The 19,540-nt window shown below is 48.3% G+C and carries 17 protein-coding genes (1 of these 17 running past the window's edge); all 17 read left to right on the forward strand.

What is annotated here, in order from left to right; genetic code table 11:
* Positions 1-3: 3 nt before the first annotated feature.
* The gene (locus tag NQ534_RS16825; RefSeq protein ID WP_006863289.1) at positions 4-339 is read left to right on the forward strand and encodes a DUF7253 family protein; all 336 of its coding nucleotides are present in this window, start codon (positions 4-6) and stop codon (positions 337-339) included.
* Positions 311-616 (forward strand): hypothetical protein, encoded by a 306-nt coding sequence (locus NQ534_RS16830; RefSeq protein WP_006863288.1) that lies wholly within the window; start codon positions 311-313, stop codon positions 614-616. The genes NQ534_RS16825 and NQ534_RS16830 overlap by 29 nt, the downstream gene beginning before the upstream one ends.
* A 14-nt stretch (positions 617-630) precedes the next feature.
* Positions 631-1,293, forward strand: a complete 663-nt coding sequence (locus tag NQ534_RS16835; protein WP_040784481.1) for a hypothetical protein — start codon at positions 631-633, stop codon at positions 1,291-1,293.
* Between the two features lie 86 nt (positions 1,294-1,379).
* Positions 1,380-1,826: a hypothetical protein gene (locus NQ534_RS16840; protein ID WP_040784478.1), complete on the forward strand. Its 447-nt coding sequence runs from the start codon at positions 1,380-1,382 to the stop codon at positions 1,824-1,826.
* A gap of 15 nt (positions 1,827-1,841) precedes the next feature.
* Positions 1,842-2,402, forward strand: coding sequence for a hypothetical protein (locus tag NQ534_RS16845; protein ID WP_006863285.1), 561 nt, complete (start codon positions 1,842-1,844; stop codon positions 2,400-2,402).
* A 5-nt stretch (positions 2,403-2,407) separates the two neighbouring features.
* Complete coding sequence (locus NQ534_RS16850; protein ID WP_322790976.1) at positions 2,408-3,859, forward strand: glucosaminidase domain-containing protein; 1,452 nt, start codon at positions 2,408-2,410, stop codon at positions 3,857-3,859.
* Positions 3,860-3,871: 12 nt separating this feature from the next.
* The gene (locus NQ534_RS16855; RefSeq protein WP_006863283.1) at positions 3,872-4,249 is read left to right on the forward strand and encodes an HK97 gp10 family phage protein; all 378 of its coding nucleotides are present in this window, start codon (positions 3,872-3,874) and stop codon (positions 4,247-4,249) included.
* Complete coding sequence (locus tag NQ534_RS16860; protein WP_006863282.1) at positions 4,246-10,110, forward strand: peptidoglycan-binding protein; 5,865 nt, start codon at positions 4,246-4,248, stop codon at positions 10,108-10,110. Before NQ534_RS16855 ends, NQ534_RS16860 begins: the two co-directional genes overlap by 4 nt.
* A 2-nt stretch (positions 10,111-10,112) precedes the next feature.
* The gene (locus NQ534_RS16865) at positions 10,113-12,632 is read left to right on the forward strand and encodes a fibronectin type III domain-containing protein (protein WP_006863281.1); all 2,520 of its coding nucleotides are present in this window, start codon (positions 10,113-10,115) and stop codon (positions 12,630-12,632) included.
* Between the two features lies 1 nt (position 12,633).
* Entirely contained in the window at positions 12,634-13,692 is a 1,059-nt protein-coding gene (locus NQ534_RS16870; RefSeq protein WP_006863280.1) for a hypothetical protein, read from the forward strand.
* Between the two features lie 6 nt (positions 13,693-13,698).
* A complete protein-coding gene (locus NQ534_RS16875; protein ID WP_006863279.1) occupies positions 13,699-17,073 on the forward strand; it encodes a hypothetical protein in 3,375 nt (1,124 codons plus the stop codon).
* Between the two features lie 19 nt (positions 17,074-17,092).
* The gene (locus NQ534_RS16880) at positions 17,093-17,422 is read left to right on the forward strand and encodes a hypothetical protein (protein ID WP_006863278.1); all 330 of its coding nucleotides are present in this window, start codon (positions 17,093-17,095) and stop codon (positions 17,420-17,422) included.
* 13 nt (positions 17,423-17,435) lie between these two features.
* Positions 17,436-17,882: a hypothetical protein gene (locus tag NQ534_RS16885; protein WP_040784472.1), complete on the forward strand. Its 447-nt coding sequence runs from the start codon at positions 17,436-17,438 to the stop codon at positions 17,880-17,882.
* A gap of 18 nt (positions 17,883-17,900) precedes the next feature.
* Complete coding sequence (locus tag NQ534_RS16890; protein WP_006863276.1) at positions 17,901-18,098, forward strand: hypothetical protein; 198 nt, start codon at positions 17,901-17,903, stop codon at positions 18,096-18,098.
* A 1-nt stretch (position 18,099) separates the two neighbouring features.
* Positions 18,100-18,378, forward strand: a complete 279-nt coding sequence (locus NQ534_RS16895; RefSeq protein ID WP_006863275.1) for a phage holin family protein — start codon at positions 18,100-18,102, stop codon at positions 18,376-18,378.
* A gap of 19 nt (positions 18,379-18,397) precedes the next feature.
* The gene (locus tag NQ534_RS16900; protein ID WP_006863274.1) at positions 18,398-18,799 is read left to right on the forward strand and encodes a hypothetical protein; all 402 of its coding nucleotides are present in this window, start codon (positions 18,398-18,400) and stop codon (positions 18,797-18,799) included.
* 113 nt (positions 18,800-18,912) lie between these two features.
* Positions 18,913-19,540, forward strand: partial view of a tyrosine-type recombinase/integrase gene (locus tag NQ534_RS16905; protein ID WP_006863273.1) — the 5' portion only. It continues 575 nt past the right edge of the window; only the first 628 of its 1,203 coding nucleotides appear in the window; it begins with the start codon at positions 18,913-18,915; the stop codon falls past the right edge of the window.

Here is a 19,540-nt window from a genome sequence, read left to right on the forward strand (position 1 = left end):
AAAATGGCGAAGTGGTGCGGAAAAATTGGGTTTGCAGAAAACGTAGAGCAGGAGCCGGGAGTATGGGTGCTTCGGATTACAGAGCGTACATATTACGGGGAACTGGTTAGTAACCGGTGGAAACGTCAGAATTCCGGAAACGTGAACGACGACCTCCGTATTCTGAACGACATCAGTATTGTGGCGGACCCATATGCCACCGAGCATTACTCACAAATAGTATATGCGGAATTAGACGGCGTGAAGTGGAGAGTAACGGATTGCGACGTTCAGTATCCGAGACTGATTCTGACGATGGGAGGTGTCTGGAATGGCGAGTCGCCTGGAGCTGCAGAGTAAACTGGAGGAATTACTTGGCGTCAAACATGTTTATTACCAGCCGCCGGAAGGTCTGAAAATGGAGTATCCGGCAATCCGGTATTCAAAGAATCGAATCAGTACGCAGAAAGCCAATAATTCCGCGTATATAAAGCATATCAGATACGAAATCATCGTGATTGACAGGAGACCGGACAACCCGGTTATCGAGAAGCTTCTGGAGCTTCCGTATTGTAGCTATGACCGGCATTACGTATCGGACAATCTTAATCACGATGTATTGACACTATATTATTGAAGGAGGATAAGGATATGGCAAAACTTGTTTGGGATAAAGTGGGCGAACGCTTGTATGAAACAGGTGTGTCAAAAGGAGTTGTATATGAGCAGGCTGCGGACGGCTCGTACAGTAAAGGGGAAGCGTGGAACGGACTGACGGCGGTGAACGAATCGCCCTCCGGCGGGGAACCGACGCCCCTTTACGCGAATAATCATAAATATCTGGAACTGATGTCTGATGAAGATTTCGGATTTACGGTGGAAGCGTATACATATCCGGATGCATTTGCGAAATGTAATGGTGAATCAGATTTGGCTCCGGGAGTTTCTGTCACGCAGCAGGAACGCAAACCGTTTGGTTTTACATACCAGTCTATCATTGGTAATGATACGACCGGACGGTCTCATGGATATAAAATCCATCTGGTATATGGCTGCAAAGCAAAACCGTCAGAGAGAAACCATAATACTGTCAACAACGACCCGGAAGCAGAGACGATGTCCTGGGAATGCAGTACAACTCCGATTGATGTGCCGGGTATGACGAATCCCTGCGCTCATATTGTAGTTGATTCGACGAAGGTGACATCGGCGCAGCTTACAGCACTTGAGGCGAAGTTGTATGGAAGCGAGAACGGAGAGCCGACGTTACCTCTTCCCGAAGAACTGGCTACAATCTTCAATGGCAACGGTTGATAACTGAACAAAACGATATTAAACACTATCATAAGCCTCTGCGAGATGACAGGGGCTTTTTCTTTTTGTCGAATGGGAGGGACATTATGTTAAAGAAAACACTTACGTATAAGGATTACAACAATGTGGAGAGAACCGAGACACATTTGTTTAATTTGTCCGAGGCAGAACTTACCGAAATGGAGATGGGAACCGAGGGCGGTTACGCCGAGATGCTTCAGAATATCATTGATGCGAAAGACCAGGTTGCGCTCATCCGCACTTTCAAGAAAATTATTCTGAAGGCGTACGGCGTAAAGAGTCCGGATGGCAGAGAGTTTATCAAATCGAAGAAAATTTCTAAAAAGTTTTCGCATACGGAAGCATTCAACATGCTTTATATGGAACTCGTAACCGATACGGATGCTGCCATCCAGTTTGTCAATGGTATTATGCCGGCGAAACTGATGGAGAAGGTAAAAGCGAAACAGGAAGAGGCAGAGAAAAAAGAAGTCACGGAATCCCCGGTGCTTCCCGGAGAAACGGAAGCGTAGCGGGTGTGATGGAAGATGCTGACGATTACGTTACCGGCAGTGGAAGCCGGCGAAATGTGGGATGAAGAAAAGCAGGAGTTTATCTATACGAAAGGTTTTAAGGAGCAGACACTGCAACTGGAGCACTCGCTGGTCTCGCTGCAGAAATGGGAATCAAAATGGTGTAAACCTTTCCATTCGAGAGAACCGAAAACCGATGAGCAGACTATCGACTACGTACGCTGTATGACGCTTACGAAGAATGTCGATCCGGATATCTATTATCACATCGACAGTAACACGATGAATCAAATTATAGAATACATCGATGCCCCGATGACTGCGACGGTAATCACGAATGATAAAAAAGGCAAGCAAGACGGAACGTTCGTTACTGCTGAGGTTATTTATTACTGGATGTTTTCGCTTGGAATTCCGATTGAATGTCAGAAATGGCATTTGAACACGCTTATCACACTGATTCGTGTGTTTGGGGAAAAGAACGCGCCGCCGAAGAAAGGAAGCGCACGAGAGACCATGAACCACTATGCCGCGTTAAATACTTTGCGTAAAAAGAAATACCACACGAAAGGATGATGAACATGAGCAACAGTTCTCTGGTTAGTTATAAAAAAATAAGTCCGAACAAAAATAGTCCGAGAAACCACTCGATTGACACAATCACAATCCACTGCTATGTCGGACAGGCTTCCGTTGAGTCGGCAGCGGGCTGGTTCAGTCGGTCGGATGCTGAATGTAGCTGTAATTATATGATAGGGACAGACGGGCGAATCGCTCTGATTGTTGACGAAAAAGACCGGTCGTGGTGCTCATCAAGCCCATCAAATGACAACCGTGCGATTACTATCGAGTGTGCCAGCGATTCCACGCATCCGTATGCGATTAATGACAAAGTATACAGTTCCCTTATTAAGCTGTGTGCGGATATCTGCAGACGCAACAATATTAAGGAACTGAAATGGCGCGGGGATAAGTCCCTAATCGGACAGGTCGATAAACAGAACATGACAGTACATCGCTGGTTTGCAAACAAAGCCTGCCCTGGGGATTACATATATAACCGGCTCGGAAAGATTGTGGAAGAAGTAAATGAAATGCTTGGCGTTGAAAAAACGAATGGGACCCAGGCGACTGCGTTTAAAAATTTGTCTGAGCAGGATGCCGTCGACAAAATCATGCCGTTATGCGTAGCTGACATGAAACGGACCGGGATCCTTGCTTCGGTAACCGGCGCGCAATTTATTCTGGAATCTGGTTATGGAAAAACAGTCCTTGCCCAGAATACGAACAACTGTTTTGGAATGAAGGCTTACCTGTCGGGTAATACCTGGGCTGGGAGTACCTGGGATGGAACGAGTATCTTTACTAAACCGACCCAGGAGCAGGATACACACGGAGTGTCGTCCACGGTTGTTGCTGCTTTCCGGAAATATGCGTGTGTGGAAGATTCTATCGCCGACCACAGCGCTTATCTGCTCGGAGCGATGAATGGCTTTAAGAAACGGTATGCTGGTCTGGCAGAATGCACGGACTGGGAAGAGGCAGCCCGAATTATTAAAAACGGCGGATATGCGACCGATGTCGAATATGTAGAAAAGCTTCGTTCGATTATTGACCGATTTAACCTTACGGAATACGACGCGGGCAAAGAGACAGTGGCTGAGAAGAAGTGGTACCTGGTCCGTAAAACATGGGTGAATGTAGCGTCGCAGCTTGGGGCTTTCGAGAAGGTCGATAATGCGAAGAAGTGCGCAGACGAGCATCCCGGATATACCGTTTACGACGATGACGGAAAAATCGTCTATACGAGTAAAAATCCGGATAAAAAATTTCCCTATGAAGTAAAAATCGACATCGATAATCTGAATATTCGCACTGGTCCTGGCACGAATTACGCAAAAACTGGAAGTATGACCGGACGTGGCATCTTCACCATTGTTGAGGAAGCATCTGGCGAAGGTTCTACTTCCGGCTGGGGAAGACTGTTGTCTGGTGCTGGCTGGATTAGTCTGGATTACGCTGAAAAGAAGTGAGGAAAATTCAAAATGATTAGTTTCAGACACAAGGGCAATTACTCGAAAGCGACACGATACTTCGAAAGACTGAGGGAGGTCGTGCGGCTTGGGGTACTTGATAAATATGGTCGAGCCGGAGTAGACGCCCTTTCGTCTGCAACCCCGGTTGATTCGGGAGAAACCGCGAGTTCGTGGGGCTACGAAATCGAACATTCGGCTGGGTCGTCCAGAATCATATTTACCAATTCACACATTAATAAAGGCGTGTCCATCGCAATAATTTTGCAGTACGGGCATGGAACCGGAACAGGCGGATATGTGGAAGGGAGAGATTATATCAACCCTGCTATCCAGCCTGTTTTTGACAATCTGGTAAAAGAAGCGTGGAAGGAGGTTACTTCGATATGAGCAATGTAGTTGATAATCGCGTCTTGGAAATGCGGTTTGATAATGCACAATTCGAGCGCGGTGTTGCGACGAGTATGTCGACCCTCGATAAACTTAAAGCGAAGCTTAACTTAACCGGCGCTTCAAAGGGACTGGATAACCTCGGAAAAGCAGCGAAGAACGTCCGCTTTGATGGGCTGAACGCCGGGATTGACACTGTCCAGGCAAAGTTTTCAGCAATGCAGGTGGTCGGCGTAACGGCTCTTGCGAACATTACCAACTCGGCGATTACCGCGGGAAAGCGGATTGCTTCTGCATTGACGATTGAACCGGTGAAAACGGGTTTCCAGGAATACGAAACCCAGATGGGCGCTATTCAGACCATTTTAGCGAATACTCAAAAGGAAGGTACGAATGTTGAGCGGGTAAACGCCGCCTTGGATGAACTGAATTATTACGCTGATAAAACCATCTACAATTTCACCGAGATGACGCGCAATATTGGTACATTTACCGCGGCAGGAGTGAAACTGGATACGTCGGTTAATGCAATTAAAGGTATTGCGAATCTGGCGGCGGCTTCCGGTTCGACTCCCCAACAGGCTTCCACCGCGATGTATCAGCTTTCGCAGGCGTTGGCGGCGGGTACTGTAAAACTGATGGACTGGAATTCAGTAGTTAATGCCGGTATGGGTGGACAGCTTTTCCAGGACGCGCTGATAAGAACTTCGGAACTTCTCGATACAGGAGCGCAAGCGGCAATAAAGGCAGAAGGAAGTTTCCGTGAGAGCTTGTCGACGGGATGGCTTACAACGGAAGTTCTGACGGAAACTTTAAATCAGATAGCCGGGGCGTATTCCGAGGCAGAACTGATAGCCCAGGGATATACGAAAGAACAGGCAGGGGATATTGTGCAACTGGCGGAAACTGCTGAGGCGGCAGCTACAGAAGTCAAGACACTTACGCAGTTGTGGGACACGTTGAAGGAAGCAGCACAGTCCGGATGGGGACAGACGTGGCGGCTGATTGTCGGTGATTTCGATGAGGCAAAAGAGCTGTTCACAGGTCTGTCAGATGCTTTGGGCGGCATGATTAGCGCCTCTGCGGATTCCCGTAATCAACTGCTGGAAGGAGCGCTTACTTCAAACTGGGACAAACTTACTGGGAAGATTAAAGACGCCGGGATCGAGACGGACGTATTTGAGGACAAGATAAAAGAAGTAGCCAGGTCGAGTAATGTACCAATCGACGCACTTGTCCAGAAATACGGGTCATTGGAAAAAGCGTTTCAGAGTGGAGCCATATCTGCAAATATATTAAGAGAAGCCATAAAGCAGCTTAGCAGTGGGGTGTTAGACCTCGATGGGGTGTTCCGTTTTGGCGATGGACTTGACGAAGCGAGCGACGATGTTAAAAAGATACAGCAGGCACTGGAGGATGCCGGTTTTACGCTGACGCAGTTTGGCGTGGATGGTAAATACGGGTCGGAGACAGAAGCCGCTGTAAAAGCATTCCAGGAAGCCGAGGGACTGCTGGCAGATGGTATCGTCGGACCGGAAACGATTGCAGCATTGAATGACGCGAGCGAAAAAACGAATGATTTATACGATTCTGTATCGAATCTTATCGACGGCGTTTCAGAATTGGGTGGAAGGGAACTCTTAATTGAATCTTTCAAGAACACCTGGAATGGTCTGAAAGAAGTATTTGACGTCGTTCACGACTCATGGCAAAGGGTCTTTCCTCCTGCCAGCATGGAAGAACGGCAGGAAAAGCTTTATGGACTGATTGACGCGTTTCACTCGTTTACGGAAGGTCTTACACTGTCTGACGAAACAGCATCGAAACTCAGCCGGACATTTGATGGGTTGTTTGCGGCGCTTAATCTTTTTAAAAGAGGGATTACCACACTTGCGTCTCCGATTAAAGACTTTTTATTTACAGGCGGGTTAAGCAGTGTTGCTGATGTCGTGCTTGGAATTACAGCGTCTGTTGGCGATTTTTTTACGCTTTTGGATAAAAGTGCTGGAACAGAGAACTTCTTCTCTGGTCTCAAAGAAGGGCTTATTGCTATTTCAAGAGAAATTTCTGATGTAATAAATCCAGTATGCGATGGGGTGGAAAATCTCGGAGATGTTCTTTTATATTTCGGAACGATTGCTTCAAATATCCTTGGGAAAATCGGAAACACCGTAAAAAATGTGTTTACGTGGATAGCAGATAATGTATCCCCCGTTGATGTTTTCGCAGGTTTAGCCGGAGGCGGGATATTTGTTCTGGCGAAGAGACTTGCCAAAGTGGTTAAAACGATACAGGGGGCATTGGGCAATCTTTTTAAGAAAGGCAACGATAAGAAAATAACCAAACAGTTTTCTGAGATTTTGGATTCGGTCAAGGAATCCATATCATCGTTTACATCGGGTATCAAAGCAGCATCACTCATAAGTATCGCGGTTGCGATAGGTATATTATCGGCATCTCTTAATGCGATATCGAAGATTGATGGGGATAAGTTGTTCGAATCGCTTGGGGCGATAGGCGCGATGTTTGTCATGCTAAGCACAATGCTGAAGTCTGTCACGAAAACGCTTGGGAGTTCGGGCTCGCGAGGGCTGGCGAAAGCCGGTTTATCCATGATATTGGTTGCCGTTGCTATGCGTATTTTCGCCAGTGCTTTAAAAGAATTATCCGGAATGTCCATCGAAGACATCGGAAAGAGTTTGGCTGCTTTGGGCGGTGGGTTGCTTGAACTTTCTGGGGCGCTTAAATTACTGAATAAAGTAAAAATTCCGCTAAAGACAAGTGTTGCTATGATCGCGTTGGCGAAAGCATGTGATATGCTTGGGGATGCGTTTAAAAAATTCAGCGTTTTTTCCTGGGATGAGATAGCTCGCGGACTCGCTGCAATGGGCGGCTCGCTCGGCGAACTTACCGTGTCTTTGGCGGCACTTAGCAAGGCTGGCGGTTTTGGTTCGCTTCTCGGCGGTTCTGGAATATTGGTGGCGGCGCAGGCTCTGGAACCCATTGCGACGGCGTTATCCAGTATCGGCACCATGTCATGGGATGCGATTGGAAAGGGTTTTTCCGGAATGGGCGGAGCACTCGCCGAATTTACCGCGGCTTTGGGAATCCTCAGTAAGGCTGGTGGATTTGGTGCTACGCTTGGTTCGGTTGGCATACTAATAGGAAGTCAATCGCTTGATGAAATAGCCGGGACGATTGAAGTGCTTGGAAAAATGTCGTGGGATGAAATCGAAAAAGGTCTTTCCGGAATGGGTGGGGCTCTTACTGAATTTACCGCGGCTTTGGGAATCCTTAGCAAAGTAGGGGGATTTGGCGCGCTTCTTGGTGGCGGGGGAATAGTGGTTGCCGCGCAGGCACTGGGACCAATCGCGATGGCGCTTGCTGACATAGGAAGTTTATCGTGGAACGAAATCGGAAAAGGTCTTTCCGGAATGGGTGGCGCTCTCGCCGAAGTGGCTACGGTATCCGGACTTCTCGGAAAACTTACCGGGCTAGCGGGACTCCTCGGAGGAGGCGCCATTGCGCTTGGAGTACAAGGATTGGGCGAACTTGCGGACGCTTTTAAAACGTTTGGTCAGATGAGCTGGGACGAGATTACTCAAGGACTTGCTGGAATGGGTGGTGCTTTGACGGAAGTTGGTACAGTCACTGGACTATTGGGGAATCTCGGCGGTTTTGGGTCCATTTTTGGTGGGGTTTCTATTGGTCTTGTTGTAAAGGGGCTGGGCGAACTTGCTGACGCTTTTTCGAAGTTCGGACAAATGAACTGGGACGAAATAAAAAACGGACTCGTGGCAATGGGCGGGGCACTTGGCGAAACTGCGCTCGGAGGTATCGCGAATACCTTTTCCATTCTTGGGTCTTATTCAATTTCAGAGATGGCGGCACCGCTTGGGGATTTAGCCGATTCTGTTAGGAGATGGACGGGTGTCACGGTACCCGAAGGTCTTTCAAATCAATTAAAATCTTTGGCATCCGGCGTGAAAGCTTTTAACTTCGCAGACTGGGGAGCAGAGGCTATCTCGACTTTGGCAACGCCACTCGGAGCTTTAGCGACCTCTATAGGGCAATGGACCGGAGTCGTCATACCGGAAGACCTCGGAACAGGACTTACAAATTTGGCTGAGGGCGTTAAAGCATTTAATTTCGCCGGATGGGGTGCGGACGGTGTGGCAGCGGTTGCAACCCCGTTAGGCGATTTGGCTGGGTCTATTGCAAAATGGGAGGGCGTTACCGTTCCAGATGACATTGAAACCGGTCTTACAAACCTGGCGAATGGGGTTAAGGCATTTAACTTTGCCGACTGGGGTTCCGATACTATAGCTACTGTAGCGTCGCCGCTAGGAGAATTGGCGGCATCGGTTGGGAAATGGCACGATATTGCGGTTCCGGATGATATAGACATCGGACTTGCAAACCTGGCAACTGGGGTTGAAAAGTTTAATTTTGCTGGATGGGGTGCCGAAGCAATTTCGACAATGGCAACGTCGTTGGGTGATTTAGCCGGGTCTATTGCGAAATGGGACGGTGTGATAATTCCAGAAGATATTGGAACCGCTTTAACGGACTTGGCAACCGGAGTTATCGCGTGGAATGGTGTTGACCCGACCATCCTGGATGGGCTGGCAACTCCGATAACCACGATGGCTGCTGCTGTTGCGGCGTGGAATGACGTTACGATACCGTACAATATTCAAACGAGTTTGGAAGGGTTGGCGAAAGGCATTGGCGCGTGTAACGATATGTCTACGGATAGTTTGTCAGCGACATGCAGTGGTATACGGGATATAGCAGCGGCGGTTACCGATATGTTGAATACGGATTTCGGAGCTGCATCATTGAAATTGCAGAATTTTGCGTCAGCCATTAACAGTGTTACGGTTTCAACTGACACGTTTACAAGCTTGGGGACGAGCGTTGTTGACAGCTTTGCAAATGGTATACAAAGCGGCGCCACCTCCCAGTTATCCACCGTTGGAGCAAGTCTTACAGAATCAATCGGGAGCGGAATGGAGTCTTCGACAGGCGGGGTGGTATCTATTGCAGCGGGAATTGCTACTAAGATACGCGATGCGATTTCCGGAAAGACCGGTTTATTTGTAACTGCCGGAGGAAAGCTGATTTTATCCCTTGCCGAGGGTATTGAAAAATCGGCTAATAATGCGATTGATTCGGCAAAGAGCGTCGCAAGCAGAGCGGCGACAGCGTCGGGGACATATCGAGACAGTTTTGTAGGCGCGGGCTACAACGCCGCACTGGGATTCGCCAGCGGCATCAGTTCCGGGTCGTTTGCTGCTTCGATACAGGCGCGCGCAATGGCAAGCGCGGCGGCGAGTGCGGCAAGAGCAGCTCTGGATGAGCATTCTCCATCAAAGGTATTTTATGGGATAGGCGCATTTGCCGGAGAAGGTCTCGTAAACGCTCTTGCGGATTATATGGGAAAAGTATACCAGACTGGCGCAAATCTGGCTGTTTCGGCAAAGGACGGTTTAAACAGCGCAATCAGCCAGGTCTACGACATATTCAGCGGAGACCTCCATGTTGAGCCGACAATCCGACCGGTCGTTGATTTAAGCGCGGTGGAAGCAGGGGCAGGAGCTGTGGACCGGATGTTCTCAAATCGCGTAGGCATCCGTACTCTGGAGAATCTGAGTTTCGCAAATGTCGCCATGAACCGGCAACTTCAAAATGGTTCAAATGCAGATGTTGTATCTGCGATTAATAAACTTGGTAAGAAGCTGAATGGCGGAAATACCACTATAAACAACATTAACGGCGTTACTTATGATGACGGAAGCAACATCAATGAAGCTGTGGCATCCATCGTCAGAGCAGCGCGCGTGGAAAGGAGGCGGTAGTTTTGGCAACCTATACGGTAAAGCAGGGGGATACGCTGTCCGAGATTGCATGGAAGTATAACTCTACCTATAATTATGGAAGCAATGTTACAGAAGCGTATAAAAGACTTGCGGACATCAATGACATCGATAATCCGAACCTTATTTATGTCGGGCAGGTACTCAAACTGGATAATCCCAAAGATTCGTCCGGAAACAACGCGACTGTAAAGAAAACAACCAACACTACCTCCTCGGTAGTAACGATTAAACAGTTTGGATTACAGTCCGGGACGGACAGAACCGTGTTTGTAGCCTGGGCGTGGGACAAGAAAAACACGGAAAATTACCAGGTTATATGGTATTACGACACCGGTGACGGAATCTGGTTTGTGGGGGAAGATACGACGACCACCTACAAGTACCATGTCTATACCGGACCGTCGAACGCTGTAAAAGTCAGTGTCAAAATCAAACCGATTTCGAAGAAGCATAAGGTAAAAGGAAAAGAGACGAGTTACTGGACCGCAAAATGGTCTACTGGAAAATCGTATTATTTCAGTCATAATCCGCCTACAAAACCGAATGCGCCGACGGTAACGGTTGAGAATTATACACTGACCGCAAGTCTCTCGAACCTCGACATCAACGCAACTGAGATTGAATTCCAGGTTGTCAAAAACGATACCGGGGTATCCAGTACGGGGAAGGCGAAGATTGTAACTTCATCAGCGTCTTATTCATGTCCTATCGCGGCGGGGAATAAATACAAGGTACGTTGTCGGGGACTGAAAAACGGTGTCTATGGCGAATGGTCGGATTACTCTGACAATTACAGCACGATACCGGCTTCCCCACAGCAAATTACATCGTTAAAAGCTCTGTCGTCGACCTCCGTGGCGCTTGATTGGAAAGCGGTTCCCGACTGCACTGGTTATGAAGTTGAGTATACCACGAGCAAATCATACTTCGACAGCAATCCGAATGAGGTAAAGAAAGTCACGATTGAGTCTGTAACTACCCATGCAGAAATCACCGGTCTTGAAAGCGGACAGGAATATTTCTTCCGGGTACGGGCAGTTAATGAGCAGGGAAATTCGTCCTGGAGCGGCATCGAATCGATTGTTATTGGGACAGAGCCGTCTGCCCCGACCACATGGTCATCCACAACAACAGTTATTTCCGGTGAACCGCTGATTTTGTACTGGGTTCACAATAGTGAAGACGGGTCGAGTCAGACGAGTGCGGAACTGGAATTGATTGTGGATGGGGTAGCTACCACCAAGACGATTCATAACGCGACTGATGAAGATGAAAAAGACAAGACGAGTTCCTATACGGTTGATACTTCGGTATATACAGAAGGCTCGACTATCCAGTGGCGTGTGCGGACTGCCGGAATCACAAATGTTTACGGGGAATGGTCGGTCCAGCGTACGGTTGATATTTATGCTCCGGCAACTCTGGAGCTGGTCGTTACGGATGTCAACGGAGCAATAGTCAGCACACTTAATGCATTTCCACTTTATGTGAAAGCGACTGCGGGACCGGCTACACAGACACCACTCAGCTACCATCTGTCAGTAATTGCCGGAAGTTCGTATGAAACGGTAGACCAGATTGGAAACACAAAATACGTGAGCGCCGGTGATGCTGTATATTCGTCGTATTTCGATACGTCTGAAGAATTGCTTGTGGAATTATCCGCGGGAAATATCGACCTGGAGAATAACGTCACTTATACCGTCGAATGTACGGTGGCGATGGATTCCGGGTTGCGTGCGGAGGCAAGTACCTCGTTTGATGTAGCGTGGACCGATGAATTATATGAACCAAATGCTGAGATTACTTACGATGAGGAGACATATGCGGCATATCTGAGACCGTATTGTACGGACGAGGACGAAAATCTGGTAGATGGTGTTACGCTGGCAGTATACCGGAGAGAATACGATGGAGGGTTTGTTGAAATCGCAAAGGGGCTGGAGAACAGCAACAGCACATATGTCACAGACCCGCATCCGTCGCTGGATTATGCCCGATACCGTATCGTAGCCACATCGAAAGCAACCGGAGCAGTGAGCTATTACGATATGCCAGGTTTTCCTATTGGTGAACCCGCCATTATTATACAGTGGGAAGAACAATGGTCGTCTTTTGATGTATCGTCAGAAAACGAAGCAGACGATTCGGAACAGCCGGCATGGTCGGGTTCGCTGGTCAGACTCCCATACAATGTCGATACGTCGGAAAAAGCGGATAAGGATGTTTCACTTGTCGAGTATATAGGAAGGAAGCGCCCCGTCAGCTATTATGGCACACAGATTGGTGAAAGCGAAAATTGGAAAGTTGAGATTGTACGGGGTGACCTGGAGACGTTGTATGCGCTGCGGCGTCTGAAAATCTGGAACGGTGATGTTTATGTGCGGGAGCCATCCGGAAACGGATACTGGGCAAGCATCAGTGTTTCGTTCAGTCAGGCACACTGCGAGCTGACCATACCGGTTAGCATAGACATCGTGCGTGTGGAAGGGGGTGTCTGACATGCCGGACTGGACACAATCGATGGAGCAGTCTTTCGAGTATTATACGGTTGACCCAGGAACCTGGAAAGATATGGAGCGTCTGGATACTGTGAAGAAATGCACTATAAGCCGGGACAGAGAGGCAGACACGCTTGGCTCGGCGAGCATTGATATTGTGGATTCTGTCGGCGAATGCTACGTCCGGGTATATCTCATTACAATTCAAAATGGAGTTACGGAAAGGCATCCGCTTGGCACATTTCTGGTGCAGACCCCATCATCGAGTTTTGATGGAAAGCTTCGGAGCGTCACGATGGATGCATACACTCCACTTCTTGAACTGAAGGAGAACCAGCCGACAATCGGATATTCGATACTGAAGGGTGACAACATTATGGAATCCGCATACAGACTTGTACGGGACAACATACGCGCGCCGGTCGTGAAACCGTCCTGCGACAAAAGTCTGTATGATGATTTTGTGGCGAATACGGATGATAACTGGCTGACATTCAACAGTGATTTGATTGCAAATGCGAAGTACGAATTCGACCTTGATGAACTCGGACGTGTGCTCTTTGCCCCGGTCCAGGATACAGCATCGCTGCAGCCTGTCTGTACGTTTGACGACGGGAACAGCTCCATATTGTATCCCGACATCGATGTTGAGCATGACATGTATGCGATTCCGAATGTTGTCGAGGTCGTATATTCGAGAAGCAATGAGAATTATTATGCGAAGGTGGTTAATGACGACCCGAACAGTCCGGTTTCGACAGTAAATCGCGGAAGAGTTATCGGCTATCGCGTTACTGACCCGGACCTGGCTGGTGACCCGACAGAGGGGCAGATACAGGCATATGCGGAAAGGATACTCCGGGAAGTTTCGACTCTGGAATATACCGTAACATTTTCGCATGGATACCGTGGAAACCGTGTCGGGGATTGTGTGCGGCTTAATTACGAACGGGCGGGACTTATCGATATAAAAGCCAAAACGGTAAGCCAGACGATATACTGCGAGGCTGGCTGCAAAGTTACAGAAAAAGCGGCGTTTACCGTGAAGTTGTGGGGGTGATAGTGGATGGCTTTATCGAACGATTTGATATCGCAGTTTGTTAAAATCACGAATGACGATAAACCTGTGAAAAATGAATCGACCATTTATGGCACCACCGTCAACTACAACGGAGGAATTTATGTCCGGATAGACGGTTCGGACCGATTGACGCCAGTAAAGACCACCACGTCAGATGTACTTCCGGACGAACGTGTGACGGTTCTGATAAAGAATCACTCCGCGCTCATCACCGGAAACCTTACTTCGCCGGCAGCGAGAACGGACGATGTGAAAGACCTCGACGCGAAAGTCGATGAACAGGGCAACGTTATAACTGCGCAGGGAAATGAAATCTATGCGATTGGCAACAAAATCGCGGCGATAAACAACACCATTACCGCGCAGGATAACGAGCTTTACCTTATTAACAATAAGATAGCCGCTCTGGATAATACGGTAACCGCGCAGGATAACGAACTCTATGCGATTAACAACAAAATCGCGCTGATAGATAATACTGTGACTGCACAGGGCAATGAGCTTTACGCGATTGACAGCCGGATATCGACGATTAACGATACGATAACCAGCCAGGGCAACGAAATCTATGCGATTAACAACAAGATAGCCATCGTCGACTCGTCATTCCAGATTAAAGATGGCGTGGTGACCGGTATCAAGGGAATCGATACTGAATGGATAACCACGGAAACTCTGGAAGCCGTCATCATTGATACGGACCAGATAAAAGGTGATTACGCGTCATTCAAAAATACAGTTACGGACGAGCTGGTGACGGCAAAGGGCTGGATGCTGGAAGGAAGCATCGGCGACGCACAGATATCGTCCCTAAACGCAAACAAGCTCCGGGCAGGAACGATTGATACCGCCATTGTTACCGTGGCGGGCACGGACGGGCGTCTGCAGATATCCGACAATACCATCCAGATTTCGGATGGCTCCCAGGTGCGGGTGCAGATGGGCAAGGATGCGTCGGACGACTATACGCTTGCTGTCTGGGATGCTGATGGTAATCTTATCTGGGATGCCCTCGGTGCTACAGAGAACACCATCCAGCGCAAAATCATCCGGGATAAAATGGTCGCCGACGATGCTGCGATACAGGCTCTGAAGATTGATTTCCAGAGCTTTGACACGGCATTGACGGACCAGGGTGTCACCATATCCGGGACCGTTGTGCAGGTTGGCAGTAAAACACTGAATGTGGCGCTGTCGGAGCAGACGCAGGCGGTGACGGAGCATGGGGAACTACTGACAGACCATGCGGCGAAAATTGCTGCAAATGAAAAGGCAATCTCGCTGCGTGTCACAAGCCAGGAATTTGAGAGCTATCAGACGACAACTGACGGGCGCCTTACCGATGCTGAATCTAACATCGAGAGCGCGGCAGGCAGGCTGTCGACAACCGAATCATCAATAACCGCGCTGCAGGGACAGATTGCGCTGAAAGTAGAGCAGACGGATATCGACAAGAGTCTGGAAGGATACAGTACCACCACCCAGATGAACGCGGCAATCGACCTTTCAAAATCCGGAATCTTAACCACAGTGTCGGATATTTATGCTACGCAGGATAATCTGGAAGCGGCGGAAACGATAGCTGAGCAGGCGGCTGATAAGATAAGCTGGCTCGTCAAAAACGGCACGAATTCGACGAATTTCACATTGACGGACAGAACTGCAACATTAGTGGCGGACACTATCAACGCAAACGGTTTGGTGAGGTTCTCCGGACTTGACAGCGATACAAAAGACTTGATTACCACAGCGCAGACCACGGCAAATGAGGCTGCGGCGGATGTGCTGGTGGCGCAGAATACGGCGGATGAAGCTGGGAAACGCGCGACATATCATTACGGGACCTGCGCAACGGCGGCGTCGTCTGCGGTGAAAATCGTGACACTGGAGGGGTTTACGCTGTATAGGGGGGCAACTGTCAGCGTTAAATTCACCTACGCCAATACCGCGGCAAGTCCGGCGCTCAATGTCAACGGTACCGGGGCAAAGACCATTTACGTGTATGGGGCGTCATTGGGGTCCTCGTCGGTTTATAACTGGGCGGCGGGCTCGACCGTGCAGTTTGTCTATAACGGTACACAGTGGGTGATGACTGATGTATCTGCCATGAGGGCAGTAGCGGACTGGTGTTACAGCAATAATGTATCATATATTAACGGCGCCAAAATATACGCCGGAACAGTAACAGCAAAGCAGATTAATGTGACTGACCTGTTTGCGCAGGACATCACGGCAACGGGGACCATCCGGGGTGTGAATCTTATTGGCGCAACTGGGAGCTTTTCGGGAAGCGTTACGGCTACGAGCGGGAAAATAGGGCTTTACGAGTTGACGGAGAACGGTCTGGAAGGGGGTACTTCGGCTGGGAATGTTATTTTGTCACCGGAGTTTATCTGGTTATGGTCTGGAAACCCGAATGGTGCGGCGCGATTTTATGTTGACTCTGACGGATGCATGATCGTTTATAGTATAGACGCAACCCATGCTATTAATACAGATGGTAATATTTCGGCAACCGGAACCGTCAGCGCATCATACCAGTTAAAGAGCCAGTCGATTGAACTATCTTATACTACGCCGTTTATAGATTTCCATTATGGGAATTCCACAGCAGACTATACGAGCCGAATCATCGAATCTGCAAGTGGGACATTGACGGTAAATGGAACAGCATTCTACAGCGGTGGGAAAGTTACTGCTCCGGGACTGATTCGCGCAAATGGCGGGGTCGCTGTCGACGGAGACATCAATTTGAGTGGGAGTGTTTTTGCGTCCGGCGGATTCAGTGCGGAGGGAAACCTTTACGTTGGTTCACAAATTACAGTGGATGGATTGGTATATCTGCACAATGTCTATGATTACCAGTCGTCCAACACTGCAAATGTGCGTATAGGTTCGACGGGGCGTATGACAAGGGCTTCTTCCTCATCCGTACGTTACAAAGACCTCATATCGGTACTGTCCGCAGAGGATGTGGAAGCACTGTATGATATTCCGGTGCACTGGTTCAAGTATAAAGCGGACTATCTCGGTAAGGAAGACGAACGTTACAACAAGCCCATACCAGGTTTTGTGGTTGAGGATTGGGAGGATGTCCTGCCGATTGCGATTGACCACAATCCCGACAAAACCCCCGAAATGTGGAACAATAATATTGTTGTGCCGCTGATATTCGAGATGGTCAAGAATGAGCATAGCCGGATTACGGAAGTGAATAAGGGCATGTCGGACCTGTATGCTTACGCGGGAAGGGTCGCTGTACTGGAAAATACGGTAGAGAATCTGAGAGAGCAGTTGTATGAAGCTAGAAATGAGCTGCACGATTTGCGCGCGGAACTGGCGGAGCAGAGAGCAGCTTAAATATGAGGAGGACAGATGTATGTTAAAGAATGTAACACAGAGTATCACAATAACCGGGGAGTCTGTTATCGACGTGACGGAAGGGGACGCGGTGAAGCAGGTGACGACAGAAACGTATACCTGCAGAATCAGTTCTGATAATCCGGAGGACATCCGCATCAGCCGGAGTACGCTGGGAGCCGAATCGAAGAAGGTGTACAAAGAACATCGTGAGGAGTGCCGCGAAGATTATGCCGCATTCGAGGATATGGTGTACTCTATCCAGGACGAGATGCTCGCGAATACGGGGACAACGAATCTTGAAGAGCGGGTGACAGAACTGGAAAAACAGGCAGTTGAAAACGTATAAGGAGGACGAAACTATGTATCAGATTATTAAATCAGTAATTGAATCAGGACGGTATGAGCTGGCGGATATGCTCGGAAAAATTGACCGGACATGGTTGCAGGGGAGTATTACGGAAGAGGAGATGACCGAGCTGGTTACTCTTGCGCGGGAGAAAGCAACGCCGGAGAACAGCTATGCGTCTCTCCGGAACCAGGTAAGCAAGTTATTTGGCATTGTAGCTGAGCAGGCTAAAGCAATTAAAGCTAACGCAGACGCGATTACTATGCTGCAGGGCGGAACCGTTACACCGCCGGTACAGGAGGAATATCCGGAATACGTACAGCCGTCCGGTGCGCATGACGCGTACAATACTGGCGATAAAATGACCTACACGGATGGCAAGCGCTATATCTGCCAGATGGATGGTTGCGTTTGGGACCCGGATACATATCCGCAGGCTTGGAAAGAAGTAACAGAATAAGAGAGGAGAAAAATCAAAATGGTGTCAAAACTGGCTATGCTTTACAATACCCTTCTGACGATTGAGACAAAAGGAGGGCATACAAAGACGATGGCTGATTGTCTGCGTTTTCTGGAACAGCTCATGTCGGAAGAAAATCAGAAGAAAGAAGAAGCAAAAACGAAGAACGCCGAGGATGCAGACGCAGCCACGACAGAGAAAAAGGAGGAAAAATAATATGGATTTTACGGTGCTTACGGAACACTTTGTACTGGTAGTAGTGGTTGCGTGTCTTGTAGTCGGGTATGTCATCAAACACGCAACCTTTCTGAAATGGATTCCGAACGATGATATCCCGGTAATCCTGGCAGTCATCGGCGCGGGAATGAATCTGGCAATCAGCGGAGTGTCCATCGAATCGGCTATTTACGGGGCTGTGATGGGTCTTGCTTCGACTGGTCTCCACCAGGGATTCAAATCGTTTGTAGAAGGAACAGCAACAGAAACGAGCGAATAGAACGGAGTGATACACAGTCATGATGGAAGTGTTGCTGCAGACTTACTACATACTGCTTCCAATCATCGCCACGGCATTGGTGGGATGGGTTGGAGTGCTGCTCAAAGACCAGAAGAAAAAAGAAAAAGACCGCGACGAGATACAGAAAAGAAAAGAAGCCGAACAGGGGCAGGTACGATGCGGCATAATGCTTATTCTCAGGTATATGCTGAAACGGTACCACGCGGAATATATGATTCAGGGCAAAATCACATACAACCAGTACAAAGACTGGATGGACCTGTATTCCGCATACGAATCTCTTGGCGGGAATTCCATTGCAGTTGACTGGAACAACGATATCGAAGACATGGAAAAATGCGATTCAACAGAAGAAATGTCACCGTTCGAGTCTATGGTTCTGCAGGGAATAAAACAATAAATAATATAAGAAGAGGGTACGTTAAATGAACATGCTCTCTTCTTTTTTCGCACTTCCGTACGAGGGTTGTCCGACTGCGTGTTATAACGTCGGTATGATTTTGGAGGGCGAAAATGTTTATGAAAACAGGGTATGAAGAATTGAAGTATGCGGTAGACTGTGGTATGATAGATATATCACACCTGCAGGCGCAGATTGAAATGAAGAAAAAGGAAGCAATACTGGAAAAACACAAATACGACATTTTTCAAGGAAAGGACGGGTATTGGCATACGTATCTTCCGTGCGAAGGTGGAAGAAAATCGGTGAAGCGTAAATCCAGGTCGGACGTGGAAGCTGCTATTGTAGATTTTTATAATACGAAATACGAATTCAGACAGCGCTTCTTTGTCTGGGTCGAGCGGCAGCAGACATGTGGACGGGCAGCAAACACGATATACAAGTACAAAGCCGACTACAAACGTTTTTTCGAAGGAAGTAAATTGGAAACGAAAGACGTTCGTTATATCCGTGAGGAAGACATTTACGCATTCTTAACGGAGTTGCTCGACTGCAAAGATGTCCCCTATCGCGCATTGAAGGGAATGTTTGGATATATGAACGGTGTATTCCATAAATGCCAGGTGGACCGGATTATAAAAGAAAATCCCTGTGACCATGTTGACTTGCCTATATTCCGTTCAAGATGTGTGGACAATCCACGCAGAAAAGAGTCCGAACGGGTGGTGTCTCCGGAAGACA

The organism is Marvinbryantia formatexigens DSM 14469 (assembly GCF_025148285.1).
Taxonomy (GTDB): domain Bacteria; phylum Bacillota; class Clostridia; order Lachnospirales; family Lachnospiraceae; genus Marvinbryantia; species Marvinbryantia formatexigens.